The sequence below is a fragment of the Cryobacterium sp. TMT2-17-1 genome (assembly GCF_004402765.1).
Classification (GTDB): Bacteria; Actinomycetota; Actinomycetes; order Actinomycetales; family Microbacteriaceae; genus Cryobacterium; species Cryobacterium sandaracinum.
The window spans coordinates 117,164-135,890 of sequence record NZ_SOGC01000036.1; the positions used below are offsets into that span (position 1 = coordinate 117,164).

The 18,727-nt window shown below is 63.5% G+C and carries 14 protein-coding genes and 2 pseudogenes; 9 read left to right on the top strand and 7 right to left on the bottom strand.

Annotation, left to right across the window (positions count from 1 at the left end):
• Nucleotides 1-12: 12 nt before the first annotated feature.
• From E3O47_RS09805 to E3O47_RS09815, 3 genes and pseudogenes are all read right to left on the bottom strand, one after another.
• A complete protein-coding gene (locus E3O47_RS09805) occupies nucleotides 13-750 on the bottom strand; it encodes a hypothetical protein (protein ID WP_134420359.1) in 738 nt (245 codons plus the stop codon).
• Nucleotides 751-1,353: 603 nt separating this feature from the next.
• The gene (locus tag E3O47_RS15995; RefSeq protein WP_166785369.1) at nucleotides 1,354-1,515 is read right to left on the bottom strand and encodes a hypothetical protein; all 162 of its coding nucleotides are present in this window, start codon (nucleotides 1,513-1,515) and stop codon (nucleotides 1,354-1,356) included.
• A 243-nt stretch (nucleotides 1,516-1,758) separates the two neighbouring features.
• Nucleotides 1,759-2,595, bottom strand: a pseudogene (locus E3O47_RS09815) (IS30 family transposase); the annotation flags it as partial.
• A gap of 61 nt (nucleotides 2,596-2,656) precedes the next feature.
• On the opposite strand from E3O47_RS09815, the gene E3O47_RS16000 reads away from it, so the two are divergent.
• Complete coding sequence (locus E3O47_RS16000) at nucleotides 2,657-3,022, top strand: hypothetical protein (RefSeq protein ID WP_241986159.1); 366 nt, start codon at nucleotides 2,657-2,659, stop codon at nucleotides 3,020-3,022.
• A 33-nt stretch (nucleotides 3,023-3,055) separates the two neighbouring features.
• Here the strand turns inward: E3O47_RS16000 and E3O47_RS09820 are convergent, their stop codons facing one another.
• The gene (locus E3O47_RS09820) at nucleotides 3,056-4,834 is read right to left on the bottom strand and encodes a molybdopterin-dependent oxidoreductase (RefSeq protein WP_198418029.1); all 1,779 of its coding nucleotides are present in this window, start codon (nucleotides 4,832-4,834) and stop codon (nucleotides 3,056-3,058) included.
• 599 nt (nucleotides 4,835-5,433) lie between these two features.
• Between E3O47_RS09820 and E3O47_RS09830 the strand changes: the two genes are divergently transcribed.
• On the top strand, nucleotides 5,434-5,901 hold the full coding sequence (locus tag E3O47_RS09830; RefSeq protein ID WP_134420365.1) for an SRPBCC family protein: 468 nt from the start codon (nucleotides 5,434-5,436) through the stop codon (nucleotides 5,899-5,901).
• A gap of 673 nt (nucleotides 5,902-6,574) precedes the next feature.
• Here E3O47_RS09830 and E3O47_RS09835 read toward each other — a convergent pair.
• Both E3O47_RS09835 and E3O47_RS09840 read right to left on the bottom strand, forming a co-directional pair.
• Nucleotides 6,575-7,999, bottom strand: coding sequence for an alpha-amylase family protein (locus E3O47_RS09835; RefSeq protein ID WP_241986154.1), 1,425 nt, complete (start codon nucleotides 7,997-7,999; stop codon nucleotides 6,575-6,577).
• Nucleotides 8,000-8,595: 596 nt separating this feature from the next.
• Nucleotides 8,596-9,282, bottom strand: coding sequence for a sulfite exporter TauE/SafE family protein (locus E3O47_RS09840; protein ID WP_104102319.1), 687 nt, complete (start codon nucleotides 9,280-9,282; stop codon nucleotides 8,596-8,598).
• 10 nt (nucleotides 9,283-9,292) lie between these two features.
• Here E3O47_RS09840 and E3O47_RS09845 point away from each other — a divergent pair, with 10 nt between their 5' ends.
• Nucleotides 9,293-9,931, top strand: a complete 639-nt coding sequence (locus E3O47_RS09845) for a recombinase family protein (protein WP_241986156.1) — start codon at nucleotides 9,293-9,295, stop codon at nucleotides 9,929-9,931.
• 556 nt (nucleotides 9,932-10,487) lie between these two features.
• Here the strand turns inward: E3O47_RS09845 and E3O47_RS09850 are convergent.
• Nucleotides 10,488-12,083, bottom strand: a complete 1,596-nt coding sequence (locus E3O47_RS09850) for a CBM35 domain-containing protein (protein ID WP_241976850.1) — start codon at nucleotides 12,081-12,083, stop codon at nucleotides 10,488-10,490.
• Nucleotides 12,084-12,399: 316 nt separating this feature from the next.
• Here E3O47_RS09850 and E3O47_RS09855 point away from each other — a divergent pair, with 316 nt between their 5' ends.
• The 6 genes and pseudogenes from E3O47_RS09855 to E3O47_RS09880 all read left to right on the top strand — a co-directional run.
• Nucleotides 12,400-13,443 carry a LacI family DNA-binding transcriptional regulator gene (locus E3O47_RS09855; protein WP_134343443.1) on the top strand — a complete coding sequence of 348 codons (1,044 nt, stop codon included), beginning with the start codon at nucleotides 12,400-12,402 and terminating at the stop codon, nucleotides 13,441-13,443.
• Between the two features lie 91 nt (nucleotides 13,444-13,534).
• Nucleotides 13,535-14,854 carry an ABC transporter substrate-binding protein gene (locus tag E3O47_RS09860; protein WP_241986157.1) on the top strand — a complete coding sequence of 440 codons (1,320 nt, stop codon included), beginning with the start codon at nucleotides 13,535-13,537 and terminating at the stop codon, nucleotides 14,852-14,854.
• An 11-nt stretch (nucleotides 14,855-14,865) separates the two neighbouring features.
• On the top strand, nucleotides 14,866-15,819 hold the full coding sequence (locus E3O47_RS09865) for a sugar ABC transporter permease (RefSeq protein ID WP_134343444.1): 954 nt from the start codon (nucleotides 14,866-14,868) through the stop codon (nucleotides 15,817-15,819).
• On the top strand, nucleotides 15,816-16,709 hold the full coding sequence (locus E3O47_RS09870; RefSeq protein WP_134343445.1) for a carbohydrate ABC transporter permease: 894 nt from the start codon (nucleotides 15,816-15,818) through the stop codon (nucleotides 16,707-16,709). The genes E3O47_RS09865 and E3O47_RS09870 overlap by 4 nt, the downstream gene beginning before the upstream one ends.
• A gap of 50 nt (nucleotides 16,710-16,759) precedes the next feature.
• Entirely contained in the window at nucleotides 16,760-18,052 is a 1,293-nt protein-coding gene (locus E3O47_RS09875; protein WP_134343446.1) for a family 1 glycosylhydrolase, read from the top strand.
• Between the two features lie 69 nt (nucleotides 18,053-18,121).
• A pseudogene (locus E3O47_RS09880) lies at nucleotides 18,122-18,586 on the top strand (alpha-L-arabinofuranosidase); the annotation flags it as partial.
• Nucleotides 18,587-18,727 lie beyond the last annotated feature (141 nt).

The window sequence follows — 18,727 nt, forward strand, 5'->3', positions numbered from 1 at the left end:
TAATGGAGGGGGTCATTTCTGCTGCCGCCGGCTGCCGCCGTGCCAGTCTTCTTGCTTTCCGACCGTGTCCGCGTCGACTCCGAACGCGGCCAGCTGTGGCTGCTCGCGCAGGCTGCGCTTGAGTTCGGCAAAACCCGGGAAGCGGGCCAGCCCGACCACGTGGTCCCACAACTCGACCGCCGAGTCCTCGTGTGGCAGCCGGCTGATCACCGGCCCGAAGAAGGCCGCACCGGCGGGCGGCTCGAAGTGGATGATGGGCGTGCCCACGTCTTTTCCCGTCAGCGAGAGTGCCTCGTCCGTCTCCTGCTGGATCTCGATGTCCCATGACTCGTCGTCGAGAGCTTCCGCCAGCTCGGGCGGTAGGCCCGCCTCGGCGAGGATCGGCTCCGCAAACTCACGCGTCCCGCGGAGCTCACGCACCTCACCCTCGGTCCGATGGTTGTCCGGGCCGGGGGCGGTGTCGAAGATGTGGGTCCCGAAGGCGGCGTATAGCGGCGCCATCGCCTCGCGGCCGTGCTCCGCTCGCGCGCGGGCGGCTACCCGCAGGAGCCTGAGTCCGGCGGTGTGTCCAGCTTCGTACCCGGGAGGGAAGTGCGTGTCGTAGTCGACCTGGGCATTGATCAGGCGTAACGAGATGAACCGCCAGTCCACGGTGTAGTCGCGTTGCCCCTGCACCTGCCGCACCCACTTGCTCGTCATCCAGGCGAAGGGGCAGACCGGGTCGAAGTAGAAGTTGATGTCAGCGTCCATGCGTCCACCCTAGGTCAGTGCCGCAAGCACGACCGAGATCGATTTGGCGAGGTGGACTCGATGGGTGCCTCGGGATGACGTATCGCTCAGAGTCGCATTCGTTACCTTGGTGCATACACGGTAAGTGACACGCGCTCCTCCATTTCTGGGCATGTCGTGCGAACGATCGCTGCCGAACGCCACAAACACTTAGCGTCGGTTATTTGAATAGGCCACAAGCCACCCTCGGTACTGCACCGTTCCGAGTTGTGACTCTGGGGCGGATCCCGGGGCTGCACACTGGCCCTCACCTATGCCGAGTGCTACCCGCAGCACGTGCGCACCCTAGTCCTGATCTCCGTCACCATGACCCAGCGCAGCGACGTGCTCTGGCTCCACCACGAGAACGGCCGCTACCTGCCCGAGAAATGACAGCGCTTCCGCGAGGGAGTCCCCGCCTCCGAGCGCGACGGTGACCGCGTCGCCGCCTACGACTGCCTACTCAACCACAGCGACGACGCCACAGTGAAACGCAGCGCAGCACTGGTGCGACTGGGGAGACGCCGCCGTCTCGCTCGAACCCGGCTCGGCACCCAGCCCCCGCTTCACCGACCCACATTCCAGCTACAGTTCGCCCGCATCGTGACGCACTATTTCACGCACGGGGCCCGGCTCGAGGAAGACCAACTGCTGCGTAATGATGACCGCCTCGCCGGAATCCCCGACGTCTTGCTCCACGGCCAGCTCGACCTCGGCGGCCCCGTCGACGTGCCCAGGTGCTGGCACAGGCCGGGCCAGATGTAACCCTCCACGTGATCCGTGCAAGTGGACACCAGTGCAACAACGAGACGACCGAGCGTTACGGAGATCCCATGCACCGCAGGATATGAGGCCGGAACACTAAGCGTGCGGTCTTGAACCGGTTCGCATCCAAGGTCGCTCTGATCGCTGGATATTTTCACTTAGGAGTGAACCACTCCTGCGCGATCTAGTGTGTCACTTAACCTAGGCGCCTCATATCGGGCGGATTCAAGTGGTGTCTGCAACACCGGTTTGATTGGTTGGGTTCGAGGTTAGCGTGGCGAGGACCTCTGCGGGCGTTCGGTAGCCGTGGCGTTTGCGGGGCCGGCGGTTGAGTTCCGCAGCGACGTTCTCGAGGATCCCGGGCCCGTGAAAGGACAGGTCTGTGCCTTTTGGAAAGTACTCGCGCAAGAGCCCGTTGGTGTTCTCGTTGCTGCCACGCTGCCAGGGCGAGTGCGGAGCGCAGAAATAGATCGGCATCCCAGTCGCCATCGTGATTTCCTGGTGTCGAGACATCTCCGCTCCCTGATCCCAGGTGGTCGAACGGCGCAGCTGTTCGGGGAGGGTGTTCATTGCCACGATCATCGCGTCGGCCACGGTGCGAGCGGTGTGATCCCCGGGCAAATGCAGCAGCATCACGTATCCCGTAGTCCGTTCGAGAAGGGTTCCGATCGCGGACTTCGACGAGGTCGAGCCGATGATCAGCTCGCCCTCCCAATGCCCGGGAACGGCGCGGTCCTCGATCTCCGGCGGCCGGTCGGAGATCATCACCATCTCCCGGAACCTCTGCGGCCGCGGACCCTCCGACCGCTGCGGGTGCCGTGTGACACGCCCTGACCGCAACGCGGTGGCAACTTTCAAGCGCAACGATCCGCGGCCCTGCACGTAGAGGGCCTGGTGGATCGTCTCGTGTGACACCTGCATCTCCGGATTCTCCGGATGCTTGACTTTCAGTCGGCCCGCGACCTGTTCCGGGCTGAACCGATCGGTGAGCATCGTGGCGACTTGTTCCCGTAACGCTAATCCGTCCAGCTTTCGGGCTCTTGGCCGCGATGTGGTCCTGGAGTTCACCGACCGGCCGGTGGTTCTCGCCAGCGCTGGAATCGGCGTCACGCCCATGGCGGGCATGCTCTCCCACCTTGTGAAGACCGGTAGCCAACGAAAGGTGGCTTTTCTCCACGCCGACAACTCAGCAAACACCTTTGCCTTGCGTAACCAAATCAGGGAAGACTTGGCAAAAATGCCCGACGCATCCCTGATCACCTGGTATGTGGAACCCACGAAATCCACGCAGACTATCGACGGCGAACTCGCCGGATTCATGGACGTCAGCACCATCGAACTGCCCACGGACGCCGAATACTACCTGTGCGGCCCGCTGGTCTTCATGCAATCCGTCCGCAGCGCGCTAATCGCCCGCGGCATACCCGCAAAAGACATCCAATACGAAGTCTTCGACCCCGACCTGTGGCTAGCCGACTTCCAATCGTAAGTTGTTCCAACCTGTCGGTCAGTGCGTGGGATGTCAGATGGATTGCCGATAGCCGAAGAACTCATGGTCGTTGTCGTACCCACCCAGACCACCGCCGACCTCGGAGAAGTCTTCGACGAATTCGATGCCCTTAATCCACTTGACCAGCTTGAAACCGAGCTGCACCTCGTTGCGCAACCGCAGCGGAGCACCGTGACCGAACGACAGCGTTTCATCATTCATGTCATAGGCCAGCATGGTCAGTTTGTAACTCATCTGCTCGATCGGTTGAGCGTCGTAGTAAATCCCACCATCAGAACCGACCGCAAAGGAGTAAAAAATCACCCACTTCGCTTCCGGCTTCGGCTTCGCGATGTCAAGAATGGTCTGCATTGAGACGCCGCCCCACTTCGCAACACCCGACCAGCCCTGAATGCAAAAGTGCTGCGTGATTTGCTCGTGGTGTGACAGCGCCCGTAATTGCTCAAGGTCCAACTCCACCGGATTATCAACGAGCCCACCGATTTGCAGCTTGTAATCCGTGAAGGTGCCAGCTTGGAGCTTCTTGTACTCCTCCGATTCCGGGAACTTACCGTTATGCCAGAAATAGGGAGAGATATCTTTCTCCGTGTACTGACCCGGCTTCGAATCGATGTGCTCGAACAACCGCTGCGCGGGACCGATCAGCGCATACCCCACCTTCTGCACCACACGCGGATGCCGGTACGTGAACGGTGTCGCCGCCACCCAGCCGACGATGATGACCACCATCGAGGCGGCGAAGATCAAAAACCCGACCCAGGAGCTGTCGTCCCGTGACGCGTACATGTGGTTGAGGTTGCGGAGGGCGCCGGTGGTCAGCACGAGGGTCACGTGGATGATGATGAACATGACGAACCAGGCGAGCACCAAGAAATGGAGTGATCGTGCGACCTGGATACTGAAGACCGAACTGATGGTCCGGAATTTGGTCGACAACGCCGGTGACATCCCGAGCCCGGTGATGAGAGCGGTCGGAGCGGCGATGAACACGGTGATGAAGTAGGCGATCAGTTGCAGACCGTTGTAGTTGACCCAGCCGTTTTCCGTCGGCCAGTCCAGCGACAGATATTGGATTGCGACCGAAATGGAATGCGGGATGACGTCCCAACTCATGGGGACCAAGCGCATCCACTGGCCGGTGACGAAGATCAGAACGTAGAACACGATTCCGTTGAGTAACCACAACGTGTCAACGCCGAGGTGCCACCAGCGGGCGAGCCCGATGGAGTGACGACGCCCTGGCAAGCCGACGCCGTCCGGCAAGGTGATCGAATCCTGCTTCGACGTATACAGCGGATCACTCGGCACCGGCTTCTGCATACGCAACCAGTCTTTACCCGGTGTGGAGTGTCTGGACCAGTACAAACGCGGGTGATCGGCGATGATTGTGACGCCGGAGCGGATGATGAAGATCATCAGAAAAGCATTCAGGAAGTGCTGCCAGCCCAGCCATGCAGGGAAACCCACCGGCGCGTTCTCCGGAAGCTCAGACTCGCCCGGATACTGTTGAATGAAATCCTGCACGGCAGGGAGCTCGCGTATCCCCTTCGCTACCGCGATGCCGATGACCAGGAGCACCAAGCCGATCGGAATCAACCACAACAGGTTGAACCACTTGCTCTTACCAATTCGCACCCGCGGAGCGACACCGTACTGTGCTGGGAGACCGCCTGCCCAGTGTTCGTCGACCGCGGTGTAGTGCGTGCTGTCAAGCTCCGAACGGAAGCTTCGCATCCCCCCCGGCCCACGATCGGGGTCGGGAACATTCTGATCTTCCAGTCCGGACATCATGTCGTGAGCTTAGCAACCGCTAAAATGCCAGCACCAGATTGACGGGATCTCGCAACCGAGTCACTTTGTGCTCGGACGGCAACGACCGCAGCAATGGCGATTTCCGTCGCGAAACCTCGCCCCCACGTCGCCGGGGAGAGACGGTACCCGAGGTTCCAGACGGGCGCTGGAGTCATGTTCACTCCACCCGTACCGACGAACGTGCCAGCTCTCAGCGCATCATCCGATCCCCGGTCGCCCACACGAACCGCCCATTGACCAATGCCATGTTCTCGCCGGCTCTTGATGGCGTCGTCGACGATCCTTTTGGACTGCTCTCGAGTGTTGTGACGACCCACGTGCAAGTGCCGCCACGTGTCGGGATCGCTGAAGACGCCAAAAACTGATTCGAGATCGTCAGGAGTCAGAGGTGAGAATGCAAGGCGAACATCTGGCGCTAAATCTAAATTCGTCATCAAGACCATTGTTCCCAATCTCGGCGACACTGAGCTGCGGGCTGTCCGCAGGCCGGACCTCGACGGACGCAGATTCGGCGCCAAGTCACCGAGGTCCTGAAGTTTCGGGGGAGTGGCGGTTGGGAACGACCTAGGCTAGCGAGCATGACGGTCGAACAGGTTGAGCAAGGACCGCGCCAAGTCGCGCGCACTGTCGAGGTGCCGGCTTCGGCCGACGACGTCTTCGCGTTGGTGGCTGATCCGCACCGTCACGGTGAGCTGGACGGCTCGGGCACCGTCCGCGACACAGTGTCGGGTCCGCGGCGGCTCAGCCAGGGCGCACAATTCTCGGTAGCGATGAAGCAGTTCGGCATCCCGTATCGCATTACCAGCACGGTGACGCGCTTCGAGGACGGTCGGCTTCTGGAATGGCGTCACCCAGCGGGCCACCGGTGGCGCTGGGAACTCACACCACTCACGCTCACGTCTACGCGCGTCACTGAGACGTTCGACTACAGCACCGTCCCAGCCATGCAGGGCAAAGTCTTCGAGTTGCTCGGCGTTCCTCGGCAGAACGCCGCCGGTATCGAAGCCACCCTGCGCCAACTTGCGCTGCGCTACGCCCGCGCTTGACGTGACGGTGCTCGCGTCCTGACCGGACGCCGAGACCCCCGTCTGCACGGCGTACGCCTCGCCAGATGCTGCCAGCGGTGCGGCCGGGAGGTCGCAGCGACAGGGCCGCTGGGGAGACAGCAGCACACGACGAGCTACTCCCACCCGCTGGAGTACGCAAACGAGCCTCCAGCGCCGCGACGCCTTCCTTCCACGTGGCACCTTCGGCACTCGTCGTTGCGGTGATCGTTGGTGTTGCGAGACGTTGATCCACAGCGAGAGGGCTTGGAGGCACGCGAGTTTACTGTCGTCGGCCGATCTTGGAGTGCCCGGCTTGAACTGGCGGATCCGCCAAATCTGTCGAACTTCCGCCTGGCGCTCTCGCGAGTTCAGGCTGCCGGACTCAGCGTTTCCGAATTGACTGTGACCTCCTCGGCCGATCTGTATGAGCTGGAAAAGACAAACAACGCCGACTACCCGTTCACGCCAGCCACCCCGCACGAGCTGTTGGATGCCGATGCCACTCAAGACCTCTGGAACCGGGGCTTTTGCGTGTTTGGCGCGTACGACCGCGACGAACTGGTCTGGGCGACCCTCAACGCACATAGCGATCGCCACGTTGAGACGGAATGCACGTCGGTGTTGGCCAGTCATCGAGGCCGCGGAAGCCCTAGCTATGGCGTTGGCTATCCCCTTACGTGCGGGCTCCGGCGTGCAGGGCGATCGAGTCGCCGGCGCCCACGGTAGCGGTGAAGGTTCCGTCAGCGGCGACGAAGTAGCTTGGGCCCGAGCAGGAGCCGCCCGCGCCGGGGTCGCCGTGCTGGACGTCGCAGTAGCTTCCTGCGGGCAGGGAGGTCTTGAACGTCTGGCTGATCGCGCCACCCTCGTGGTTGATCACGACGAAGCCCCCACTCCCCCGACCGAAGGCGATCGCGTTGTTGCCGTTAGACCACCAGTTCGTCACCGAGGTGCCCGTCACGGTATTGCGGAAGGCGACCATGTTCGCGATCTGCCGCCAGGCGTGCTGGCACTTCCAGCCGTCGCTGTAGCAGGCGTTGACCGTGCCGCCAGTCGGCGGGCCGGCATCCGTGTTGGTGAATTCATAGCCCGAGTACACGTTCGGCGAGCCGTAGGGCCAGGCGAGCATGAAGATGTTTGCGAGCGTGTAAGTGTTGCCGTCCTTGTAGCTGAGGGTCGAGCCGTTGCGCTCGGTGTCCCAGTTGTCCACGAAGACCCGCGCCTTGTTGCTCGCGAGGTAGCCCCAGGACTCGCCCCATGTGTTCAGGTAGGCGATCTTGTCGCTGGTGAACATGCGTTTGAGGTCGAAGGCCCCACGGAATTCGTCGACATCACCGGTCGAGGTGTATTCGCCCGGCTGGACCGCCTCGTTCCCGCCGGCGATGACCTCCTGCGCCCAGTAGACGCTCGAGTTGGTCAGCTTTGCTTTGATGGCGGAGAGGTCGGCCGCGGCCATGTGCTTGGCGCCGTCGATCCGGAAACCGTCGACGCCGAGGGCGCTGAGGTGGTTGAGGTACGCCGCGATGGTGGACTGCACGTAGGTGCTCGCCGTGTTGAGATCGGCGAGGCCGACGAGCTCGCAGTTCTGTACGTTGGAGCGGTCGCTGTAGTTGGTGATCGGGGTCCGGCAGGAGTGGAAGTCCTGGTTCTGGTAGTAGCCCGGGTAGTCGTACTTGCTGTAGACAGTGCCCCCCGTGCCCGTGCCGGAACCCGCACTCATATGGTTGATCACCGCGTCGGCCACGACCTTGACACCGGCGGTGTGGCAGGTGCTGACCATGCTCGAAAAGGCGGCCTCGTTGCCGAGTCGCCCGGCGATCTTGTAGCTGACCGGCTGGTAGGAGGTCCACCACTGCGAGCCCTGGATATGCTCCTGGGCCGGCGAGACCTCGACGAATCCATACCCCTTGGGACCGAGGGTATCCGTGCAGGCCCGGGCGACCGATGCGAAGGACCACTCGAAGAGCGTCGCCGTGACATCCTTGGCACCCGGCGGACTCGCATCCGCCCGGGGCGTTGTCACTCCTACATCGAGGCTCAGGGTCAGGACGAGGGCCAGGCCGGCCACCGCTGCAAACAACGGACGGATTGATCTGCGCACGATGAAACTCCTTGTCGCGCGCGCCAGCGGACCACGCCAACGCGCTTCATTGGGAACGGGCGATTGCGAGCGGGCCGCGGAAGCGGAACCCGGTAAACGAGGTACTGGACCCTCGGGTCACGCTACTGCAAGCGCTTGCAATAGTGCAAGCGCATGCCGAGGAATTGTGCGCCAGCCCCCTAATACTCGCCCGAAGGCTGGTGGAATCCTTCCGGAACGCCGGCGAGGGGTGCTCTCACCCTCGTCGGAAGTCGCCCGAAAGACGAGTCCGGAGGCGATGAAGCCGAAAGGCCGACCAGACAAGGACGGATTCCAGCGCTTCATCTATCCCACACCCGGCACCTACATGGCCATTGACCGCGCCAACGGGAAGCGAGTGAAACCCCAGACCCCAGCGAGCATCACCATTCCGCAGGATGCTGGAGCACCCGCCGCGAGGAATCAGGGCCCGCGACGCTCTCTCGCCACGCCCTCTTTCTTCCCGCCAAATCGTGGTCAGCATCAGGCGGTCGCAGGAAAGACGTTCCGGTGCCGATCACAGCGATTGGGCGGATCATGTCGTTGACGTTCGGGGATCGTGGCTTTCGTCGGTCGTTCTAAAGAGTCAACACGCCCTGGACCACTGTTGCTAGGGAGCCGATACCCGCGATGGCCAGGACCGCCTTTTTCGCGACCGACTCGTTGATGGTTGAACTGAGGAGGTTTCCGATCACGAGACCTGCCACCGCGGCTCCCACCGCGACCGCCCATCCTGCCGTCGGGAGGTCAGGCACTCCCCGTGCGAGCAGCGACAGAACGTTCAGACCTGCGAAGTAAAGCTGGACGGTGGCCAGATACTCTTTGTACTCCCAGTTGGTGGAGTTGGCATAGATGGCGATTGGCGGCCCGCCCACGACTGCGGTCACGTTCATGAATCCGGACAGGGCGCCGGCGATTCCGGTGCCCCGCGCTCCTACGAAGAGCTTGCTTTTGCGCAGGAATACCGTCGCGGCCAGAGCAGCGAGCGTCACGCCGCCGATGAGGATACCGAGCCAGCTGGCCGGCAGCGACTTTGCGATCAGGGTCCCGGGGACGATCCCGATCGCGGAAGTCACCAGCAACAGGGCCGCCACACGGATGTTCACGTCGGACCACAGCGTGATCGCACTAACTAGACATTCGCCGCAACATGCGAAAACACGATCGCGGCCAGTACGATGAGCTGACTGGTTAGCTGGATCGTAGTACGTCGGCGAGGAGCTGGGCTGGCGTCCAACTCTTCCGGCTCGCGCCGGGGTCAACATAACGAGGCCTATGGGGGCGCCGTCGGTGCTGATGAGGTGCAGTGAGGCCCCGGAGCCAGCGGCTGAACTTCAGCTGGATGCGCTGGCCGCCGCCGGGGTGCAGAAGCGAGATGTGTTCGCTGATATCCCGTCCGGGAGTGAGACCGCGATTGAGCGGCCGGGGATGACGAAGTTGCTCGAGTATGCCGATCCTGATGACACTGTCATGGTGTGGCGGGTGGATCGCTTGGGACGATCGTTGATCGATGTCCTGAATACGGTCACTCTGCTGCGCGAGCGCGGCGTGAATGTGCGGTCCATTTCGGACGGCATCGACCCAGCCACCACCAGACGGCTCATGCTGAACATGCTGGCCACTTTCGCCGAATACGAACGGGAACTCATCGTCGAGCGCGTCACCTCTGGCATCGCCGCCGCCCGTCAATCCGGCACCCGCTTCGGCCGGCCCCTCTCAGACCCAGCCGTCATCGCCGACAAACTCGTGATCGCAACCGCCGCTCGAGCGAAGGGGCGCACCACTGAAGACGCGGCCCACCTCGTGGGCTGGAGCCGAGCGACTCTCTACCGCCACCAACAAGCCTCCTCGTCCCGCGAGAGCGGCTTAATCTCAAGGACGAGCCGCTCTATTCGCACCGTGACCTTGTTGTGAACTTATTGCCCGGTTTGAAGTAGGCCTCGTAAACTGGTCATGTGGACGACTCTCGAAGTTGCCGCCACGTCACACCTACGGGTTGGACGCGGTAGCTGACGGGGTGCCCTCTGTGGAATTCGACACACGCGCAACGATATGGCGCTCAGCGGCGCAGAGTAGCCGACGTATAAGGTGACCGCGATCGTGGATGTTCCGCCGCACGTCCCGTGCCTCAGCTTGTGCCTGAGCGACCGGCTTCCGCAGGTTTTCTGCCGAGCAGCTCGGCTTCGTCGTCTGGCCGTGACACCCCGCCACAGTGAGAGGCAGTCCTTCAAACGATCAAGCACACGAACCGATCGCTCGCAAACCTCTCTCGGGTATTTTTGGGCACGTCCGAGTCGTATCACCAGAAAGCGGCAGGAAATCAGGGACGGCTGTCTGGCCCCACCCCGATGGGTGGGGCCGACGACCCTGGGTTTCACAGCCCGCCTTTCTGAACATTTTTCGTGGCCGTTGGCTCGAGCAGGACGTCGGCCTGATCTTAGGTACCCGTTCGCGTCAACGGAGTCAGGAACTACGGCTGGTAGAGCTGAATTTGGTCCAGCTCGGCGAAGCCAGTGCCCTTTGTGAAGGTGATCGTGTTGGTGCCGGCCACCAGAGCGATCGTTTTCTGCGCCCAGCCGAAGCGACCCCAGTTGGGCGTGGCCGGGTACGCCACCGACGAGAGCGCTCCTCCGTTCACACTGACGGTGTGCGTGCTCGCGGCACCCGTGCCGTTGTCGTAGCGCACGTTCATTGTGTAGTTTCCGGCGGTCGCCACCTGCACCGTGAATTTCACGATGCTGGTGGCGTTGTTGATGTTGCCAACCTTGGAGCCGCCCTTAGCATCCGGCTGTGTGACAAGGCTGGTGTCGGTGAGCGACGCCAACTCGGCCTCGTACTGTTGGGCGTTGATCGGGATGGACCCGACCCGGACGTCGTTATACGTAGTCGTCAGGTTCTCGACGTTGGTCGCCTGGTAAAGCGTCTTGGCATCGGCGCTGCTATCGAAGCCCTGTGCGAAGCCGCTGAACGTTCCTCCCTCGGTGTCCGCAGAGTCGTAGGTCACTGCGTACGGCAATTGCTCCCAGGACCCGCTGCCCAGGTTGCGATTGACGACAAAGTTCTGGCCTCCGCTGATGTTGCCCGACGCATCGAGCGCCCATTTCGACGAGACCACGATCATACCGTTGGCGGTGCCAGCCGTCGGCACCCAACGTACCTCGGGGGACGAACCGATGCCGCGCCCATTCGCGAGCACGATCTTGGTACCGATGCTCGTCTCCGGTGACCAGGTCAAACCATCCGGCGACGTCTTGAAATACACCGGAGCTGTGTTGTTCTGCTGGCTCGGGCGGTTAACCACTTCGAAGGTGGCCAGGTAGCGACCATCGGGCAGCCGCGTCACAGTGATCATGCCGGGGCGATCACTCGAATTGGTCGGCGCCGAAACGTTCACCACCCCGCCCCAGGTGAGGCCGCCGTCGGTCGACCGGCGGTAGCTCACCGCCTGCAAAACGTTGTTGGCCTTCTGCCGCTCGTCGGAGAAGTAGGTGACCAGACCCCCGTTGGCGTCGACAGCGACGGATGGCTCCCAAACCGTCGAGGTGGTGGAGGTCGGGCTCGGGTCGTACGTGGCCGGCCCTCCAGTGTCAACGGTACTCACGAACGACCAGGTCACCCCGTGGTCGAGGCTCTTGTACATCACCAGGCGGCTGCTCGAGCGATCGGTGGGCATGATCATGCCCGACAGGAGCAGGGTTCCGGCCGGCATCGTGCCCAGCTGAACCGGTGTTTCGTACAGCGACGGCTGGGAGGTACGGGTGAGAGACGGGAACTGCGTGCTCGGCTTGACGGCCGCGATGCGGGTCCAAGAGGTTCCGTTGTTAGTGCTGCGATAGATCGGGTAGACCTGTACCCCGTTCTCCAGAACGAGTTGGTCGAAGGTGACCAGTTGGGTCCCGTTCGAGGTGCCGCTGTTCTTGAGAACGATCATCTTGGAATAGGTCGTGCCGGCCGCACGGCCGCCTTCGGGGTTGAACGAGGTGCCCGCCGCCGGGGAATAGACCAGCGCGCCGTTACCCGTGGTCACCGCCACCGCCGGGGTGGCTGACACGAGCGCAGCGACCATGGCTACGGCCAGGGTAGATGCAGTGGCCCACCGCCGGAAACGGCGGGGTGGTCGTGGAGTGCTGGCTAACGACGTTGTCATCATGTGGTCTTTCTCTGGAGGATTGCAGGCTCGCCCGCCTGATTTACATCGTTGTAAACCAGCGAGGCCAAACGTAGATCACCGCCACGGCCGGTGTCAAGGGTTCCGTTCTGACACGGAGCTGCCGTCGCTCCCGCACGAGCAAGCCCCGGTGAGGTACCGTCGAGGTGATATCCGGAACACAGCACGCGTGGGGAATGGGGCAACGGTGAGAGGCAACGGTTCGCCCGCGACAATGCAGGATGTCGCCCGCCTCGCCGGGGTCTCGGTCAAGACCGTCTCTAACGTGCTGTCAGGCTACGAGCACGTGAGCACCCGCATGCACGACCGGGTCATGAGCGCCGTAACCGAGCTGGACTACGAGATCAACATCTCTGCCCGCAACCTGCGGTCGGGGCGCACCAAGGTGATTGGGCTCGCCGTGCCCGACCTGAGCCAGGCGTACTTCGCTGAACTAGCGGATGCCGTCATCCGCGCCGCGAAGGCCCACGACTACACCGTGCTCATAGAGCAGACCAGCAGTGACGACGACGAGATCGCCACGGTCGCCGCGATGCGCCGCCACGCGATCGACGGCCTCATCTTCAGCCCTATCGCGCTCGGCCCCGGTGACGTCAGCGGCCTGTCCGTCGACTTCCCGGTGGTGGTCTTGGGCGACTGGGTCGAGGGCAGCCCCGCTGATCACGTCACACTGCCCAATACCGCCGCCATCCGCACGGCCACGGAGCACCTGCTCGACCTGGGCCGCAGCCGGATCGCCGTGGTCGGGGCGCATCCAGAAGGGCCCGTGGGCACCAGCGCGCTGCGATTCAACGGCTACGCGGAAGCGCTCGCGGCTCGAGGCCTCGGCATCTCTCCCGAGCTGGTCGCCGACGTGCCACTCTGGCACCGCTCCGATGGAGCGGCGGCCGTGACCCAACTTCTGGCCGCCGGCACCCGGTTCGACGGGCTGGTCTGCTTCAACGATGCCCTCGCCCTCGGCGCCATGAGCGCCCTGCAGCGGGCGGGCCTGCGGGTTCCCGAGGACGTTGCCGTGGTTGGCTTCGACGATATCGAAGACGCGCGCTTCTCCACCCCCGCCCTCACCACCATCTCCCCCGGCCGCGAAGAACTCGCCCGCCTGGCCGTGGACCGCGTACTCGCCCGCATCGCAGTGGGCGACGACGCTTCGGAGTCGGTGCATGTGGAGGTCGGCTACTCGCTCAAGGTGCGCGCGTCCACGATTCCCATCCCCGCGAGGCTTATCCCAACCACCGTGAAGACCCAGCTCCACGACTGACGGGGCCGCTTCGCGGTCTGGGACAAGAAGGTGTTGACAGCACCCAGGCGATGGCGTACCTTCAAATTTACATCGATGTAAATTGCATCGAGTGTCCACTTCCAAGAGCTTCCCGACAGCGCCGTGGGAAGCAGATAGCAGGTACCCAGTGAAGAAGCTGATGGCCGCCTTTGCGGTCTCCGCCGTCGTCGTTTCCGGTTTGTCCGGCTGCGCCGCCATCCCCGCCGCCAGCGACGGCCCCGTCGCGCTGACCTTCTGGCACGGTTACACCGAGGCCGACGGCGACGTGCTCAACGGCATCGTCGAGGACTTCAATGCGTCGCAGGACGAGGTCAAGGTCACCACCCAGACCAAGACCTGGGCCGTCATCGACGACACCCTCCTCACGGCGCTCTCCTCTGGTGAAGGCCCCCAGATTGTCGCCATGCCGGCGGAGCGCCTGCCGGTCTACGCGTCCAAGAAGGCGCTCGTCAACCTCGATGACTTCTATGCCGATGACACGAGCAACACCGCCGAGCTGAACACTGAGGCCGTCGCGATGGAAACCGTCGACGGCTCCAAGTACGGCGTCCCCACCGGTTTCGTTCCGCTGTCGGTCTTCTACGACAAGGACAAGCTGGCCGCAGCCGGCGTCACGACCTTCCCGACCACCTGGGACGACTGGGTCGTCGCGGCAAAGGCCACCACGATCGATGCCGACGGTGACGGCACTCCCGAGCAGTACGGCCTGGCCCTGCCCGACCACGGCACCGTCGGCAACGGCGTCTGGGCGAGCCTCTTCGAGGGCGGTGGCGGCTCGATCACGAACGACGATGGCACGAAGGCCACAGTGGACTCGGCCGCCAATATCGACACGCTCACCTACTGGGCGGATGCCGTTCAGAAGGATGCGATCTCGCCGACCGGGCTCGACGGCATCGATGCCGACGCCCTCTTCACCTCGGGCAAGGCCGTCATGCACATCGGCGGCCCCTGGATGACGGGCCTCGCCACCGACGCCGGCATCAACTACGGCATCGCAGCTATCCCGGCCGGCCCCGAGGCCCAAGCCGCGTCGGCGATCGGCGTCTCGATGGCCGTCACCGAGCAGGCGACCGAGGCCGAGCAGGCCGCCGCGGAGAAGTTCCTGGCCTACTTCAACGAGAAGGATGTCGCCACCCTCTGGTCGCTCGGATCCGGCTGGCCCGCGCTGCGCACCGATGTGACCTCGGAAGATGTCAGCGCGAACGCCACCGTCGCCGCCCTCACCGAATTCTCCGACACCAGCCGCGCTCTCCTGCCCGGCATCGTCAACAGCACCGACGTGCTCACCGCCGTGGACGAAGCCACCCAGAAGGCTCTCGCCGGCGGCGACCCCGCCGAACTACTCACCGCCGCGCAGGCCGCGGTGCAGCAGGCTCTGGACAACTGAACCGGAACCCGATGACGACTCCAACTGTGCAGCGCCGCCGACCCTGGCGGCCTCCAGGCCAGCTCGGCGGCCGACGACCGCTCAACGACGGCTTCCGCCGGCGGGCCGTCGTCGTCGGGTTCCTGGCCCCTGGCTTGATCATCCTCACGGCCTTTGTGGGCTGGCCGATGCTCTCGGCCCTCCGTCTCTCCTTCACCGACGCGAGCGGCTTCGGGCAGGAAACCTGGGTCGGTCTCGCCAATTACTCGCGGGTCTTCACCGATTCGAGCATCCTGCAGTCGATCGGAAACACCGCTCTGTATGCCCTGTTGTTCACTCCGGTGGCCCTGGTGGTTGCACTGGTGCTGGCCCTCGCGATAAACAGCCCGCAGCTGCCCTTCCGCGGGTTCTTCCGCACCACGCTGTTCCTGCCGTTCATCGTGTCACTCGCCGTGGCAGCGTTCGCCTGGTCGTACCTGCTCGACCCGCAGATCGGCCTGCTGAATTACTGGCTGCAAGCCGTGGGCATCCGCATCGGCAACGTTCTGGAGGATCCGGCGCTGGCCATGCCCACCGTGGTGCTCGTGGCCGTGTGGAAGAGTTTCGGCTTCTACATGGTGATCTTTCTGGCCGGCCTGCAAGACATCCCCAAGAGTTTGTACGAAGCAGCCTCGCTCGACGGTGCAAACGGATGGCGCCGATTCACCAATGTGACCTTCCCGATGCTCAGCAACACGATGGCGTTCGTGGTGGTGATCGCCTTGATCGCCGCACTGCAGGCTTTCGATCAGATCTATGTGCTCACCGGAGGCGGGCCCTACCGGAGCACGCAAACCATCGTGATGGAGATCTACCAGTCCGGGTTCAAGGACCTCGAACTCGGGTTCGCCTCCGCACTGTCATATGTGTTGCTGGTGGCCACGCTCCTGCTGAGCCTCGTACAGTTCCTGTTCTTCGGTCGGCGTGGAGGGGACACCAGCTCATGACCAGCACCCTCAGCCGCCCGGCACTCAACGCCCCGGCATCCACCTCCCGCACCGTCCGCCGGCGGCCTCCTCGAGTCAGCCTCACGCGAGCCCTCTATTTCGTCGGTTTCTTGGTCGTGACGGCGGCGATCATGCTGCCTGTGATCATCATCGTGTTGACGGCGTTCAAGCCGGCCTCCGAGGTCAACGCCTTTCCACCCACGCTCGCGCCGGCCGAGTGGACGCTCGACAACTTTCGGGCGATCTTCTCCGAACTGCCCTTCGCGCGGCTGATCGGCAACAGCTTCATCTTCGCTGGCGGGGTCACCCTGTTTGCTTTGGTGTTCGACTCGCTCGCGGCCTACGCGTTGGCTCGCCTCGATTTTCGGGGCAGCAAGGTGCTGCTGATCGTCATCATCGCCAGCCTAATGATCCCGTTCCAGGCCACGCTCATCCCGATCTACCAGCTAGTCTCCGACCTCGGCTGGGTTAACACCTTCGCCGGGCTGATCCTGCCGCGGGCAGCGGATGCCTTCGGTATCTTCTTCCTCCGGCAGTTCTTCCTCTCCCTCCCCCGCGACCTCGACAACGCCGCCCGCATCGACGGCGCCTCCGAGTTCCGCGTGTTCAGGAGCGTGGTGCTGCCCAACGCCATTCCGGCGCTGATGACCCTGGGCATCTTCACTTTCGTCAACAACTGGAACGACCTGCTCTGGCCGTTGGTGTTCACCACCGAAACGGACCACGGCACGATCACCTCTGGCCTGACCCTGTTGACCGGTCCCGGCGGCATCGTTCCGCAGGGTGTGATGATGGCCGGCGCACTCATCGCCGTGCTGCCGCTGGCGATCCTCTTCCTCTTGGTGCAGCGGCGCTTCATTGAGAGCGTCGCGAGCAGCGGCCTGAAATAGCCCACGCCGCCGCCCACTCCCACTCACCATCAGCACCGAAACGAGCACTAATGACCTGGTTTAACGACGGCCGACTGCACTTCGCAGTCGGCATCGAAGACACCTTCGTGCCGCAGGCCCGCCCGGGCGAGCGCGCCATCGACGAATACGAACTCACCGAGCACTACGCGCAGTACGCCGGCGACCTGCAACTGGCCAGCGACGTCGGCGCCGAACTGGTGCGCTGGGGAGTTCCCTGGCATCGAGTGGCCGCCGAACGAGGCCAGTGGGACTGGTCGTGGGTGGACGGCGTCATCGCGCGGTTCGCAGAACTGGGACTCCGCCCCGTCATCGACCTGCTGCACTACGGCACGCCGCTCTGGCTCGACGGCCAATTCTCCAATCCCGACTATCCCGACCACGTCACCGAATACGCCCAACGGTTCGCCGAGCGGTACGGCGAACTCGCCACCGACTACACGCCGGTCAACGAACCCGTGATCCACGCCCTGTTCTCGGGCGAGTATGCCTACTGGCCGCCGTATCTCTCCGGCCCGACCGGGATGGTGTCGATTGCCACCGCACTCGCGGAGGGATTCGTGAAAACGCAACACGCGATTTCATCAGTACTCGGCGACCGGGCCACCTTCGTGCACGTCGATGCGGGCATCCGCTACTCCGGCGCCCTGGACGCGCCCGAGCATGTCGACACCGTGACCCGGCTTCGACACCAGGGCTTCCTCGTCGAGGACCTCGTCACCGGCGCCGTAGGCCCGGACCACCCGCTGCTGGGCCAGCTCGAGCGTGGCGGCACCTCCGACTCCCTGCTCGATTGGTTTCGGGCGCACCCGGTTCGCCCCGATGTAATGGGCGTGAACTACTACCCGCTGCACTCCACCGAGGTGTTTGAGGCGGGAATCCACCACGGCGGCGGATTCGCCGACCCTCGCCCTTATGAAGACAGCGGCACGGAGGGCCTGAAAGAGGTGCTCACCACCTGGGCCGACCGTTATAGTGCTCCCGTCATGCTCACTGAGACCTGCGTCACCGGCACCGTGGCCGAACGACGCCGGTGGCTGGACGCCTCCGTTGCCGCGCTGCACGAGCTCAAGGCCGACGGCGTGAACGTGGTGGGCTACACCTGGTGGCCGCTGTTCGACATGTACGAATGGACATGGCGGCACACCCAGGCGCCCCGCGCCGAGCACCTGCTGACAATGGGCCTGCACGACCTGCTGGAAACGCCATCGGGACAGCTCGCCCGGCGACGCAACCCGGTCGCCGATTCTTTTCAACGGCACGCGACCGAAGCACGTCTCCTGGCCACGGGACTGTCGATGGATTCAGTCGACGTCGTCGCCTGACACCTGCCGCTCTCCCTCCCCCATACACCCGCTTTCCTTCCACCCACCCATTGACGAAACGGATCTGCGATGTCGCACGCCCATTTGACCCTAAACCCCCGCGCTTCCATCGGTGCCATCGATCGACGCTTGTTCGGCTCGTTCATCGAACACCTCGGCCGAGCCGTCTACGACGGCATCTACGAACCGAGCCATCCCACCGCGGATGCCCAGGGCTTTCGGCAAGACGTCATCGAGCTGGTCAAGGAGCTCGGAGTCACGACAATTCGCTACCCCGGTGGCAATTTCGTGTCGGGTTTCCGCTGGGAAGACAGCGTCGGGCCGATCGAGCAGCGCCCGGCCCGCCTCGACCTGGCGTGGCACTCCACGGAGTCGAATGAGGTGGGTCTGCACGAATTCCAGAACTGGCTCGACTCGGTCGGTAGCGACCTGATGTTGGCCGTCAACCTGGGCACCCGCGGCACCGCCGAGGCCCTCGACCTGCTGGAATACGCCAACCTCGCGCAGGGCACCGCGCTTGCGGACCAGCGTGTTAACGCCGACCCAAAACAGGGCCAGTAGTGCCGGGCGAGTTCTAGGTCTCGTCGCAACACTCCACCAAGATTTGGAGTGTGAAGATGGCCAGACGTGGGCGCAAGAGAAACCTCAACCGCGAAGACGAGTATTGGAAACTCA

Coding starts and splice junctions, on each gene's coding strand:
- E3O47_RS09850 (WP_241976850.1), bottom strand. CDS start 12,083: ATGGTCGCTGCGCTCGTGTCAGCCACCCCGGCGGTGGCGGTGACCACG.
- E3O47_RS09875 (WP_134343446.1), top strand. CDS start 16,760: ATGACCTGGTTTAACGACGGCCGACTGCACTTCGCAGTCGGCATCGAA.
- E3O47_RS09865 (WP_134343444.1), top strand. CDS start 14,866: ATGACGACTCCAACTGTGCAGCGCCGCCGACCCTGGCGGCCTCCAGGC.
- E3O47_RS09845 (WP_241986156.1), top strand. CDS start 9,293: ATGGGGGCGCCGTCGGTGCTGATGAGGTGCAGTGAGGCCCCGGAGCCA.
- E3O47_RS09870 (WP_134343445.1), top strand. CDS start 15,816: ATGACCAGCACCCTCAGCCGCCCGGCACTCAACGCCCCGGCATCCACC.
- E3O47_RS09805 (WP_134420359.1), bottom strand. CDS start 750: ATGGACGCTGACATCAACTTCTACTTCGACCCGGTCTGCCCCTTCGCC.
- E3O47_RS16000 (WP_241986159.1), top strand. CDS start 2,657: ATGCTCTCCCACCTTGTGAAGACCGGTAGCCAACGAAAGGTGGCTTTT.
- E3O47_RS09855 (WP_134343443.1), top strand. CDS start 12,400: ATGCAGGATGTCGCCCGCCTCGCCGGGGTCTCGGTCAAGACCGTCTCT.
- E3O47_RS09830 (WP_134420365.1), top strand. CDS start 5,434: ATGACGGTCGAACAGGTTGAGCAAGGACCGCGCCAAGTCGCGCGCACT.
- E3O47_RS09820 (WP_198418029.1), bottom strand. CDS start 4,834: ATGATGTCCGGACTGGAAGATCAGAATGTTCCCGACCCCGATCGTGGG.
- E3O47_RS09840 (WP_104102319.1), bottom strand. CDS start 9,282: ATGTTGACCCCGGCGCGAGCCGGAAGAGTTGGACGCCAGCCCAGCTCC.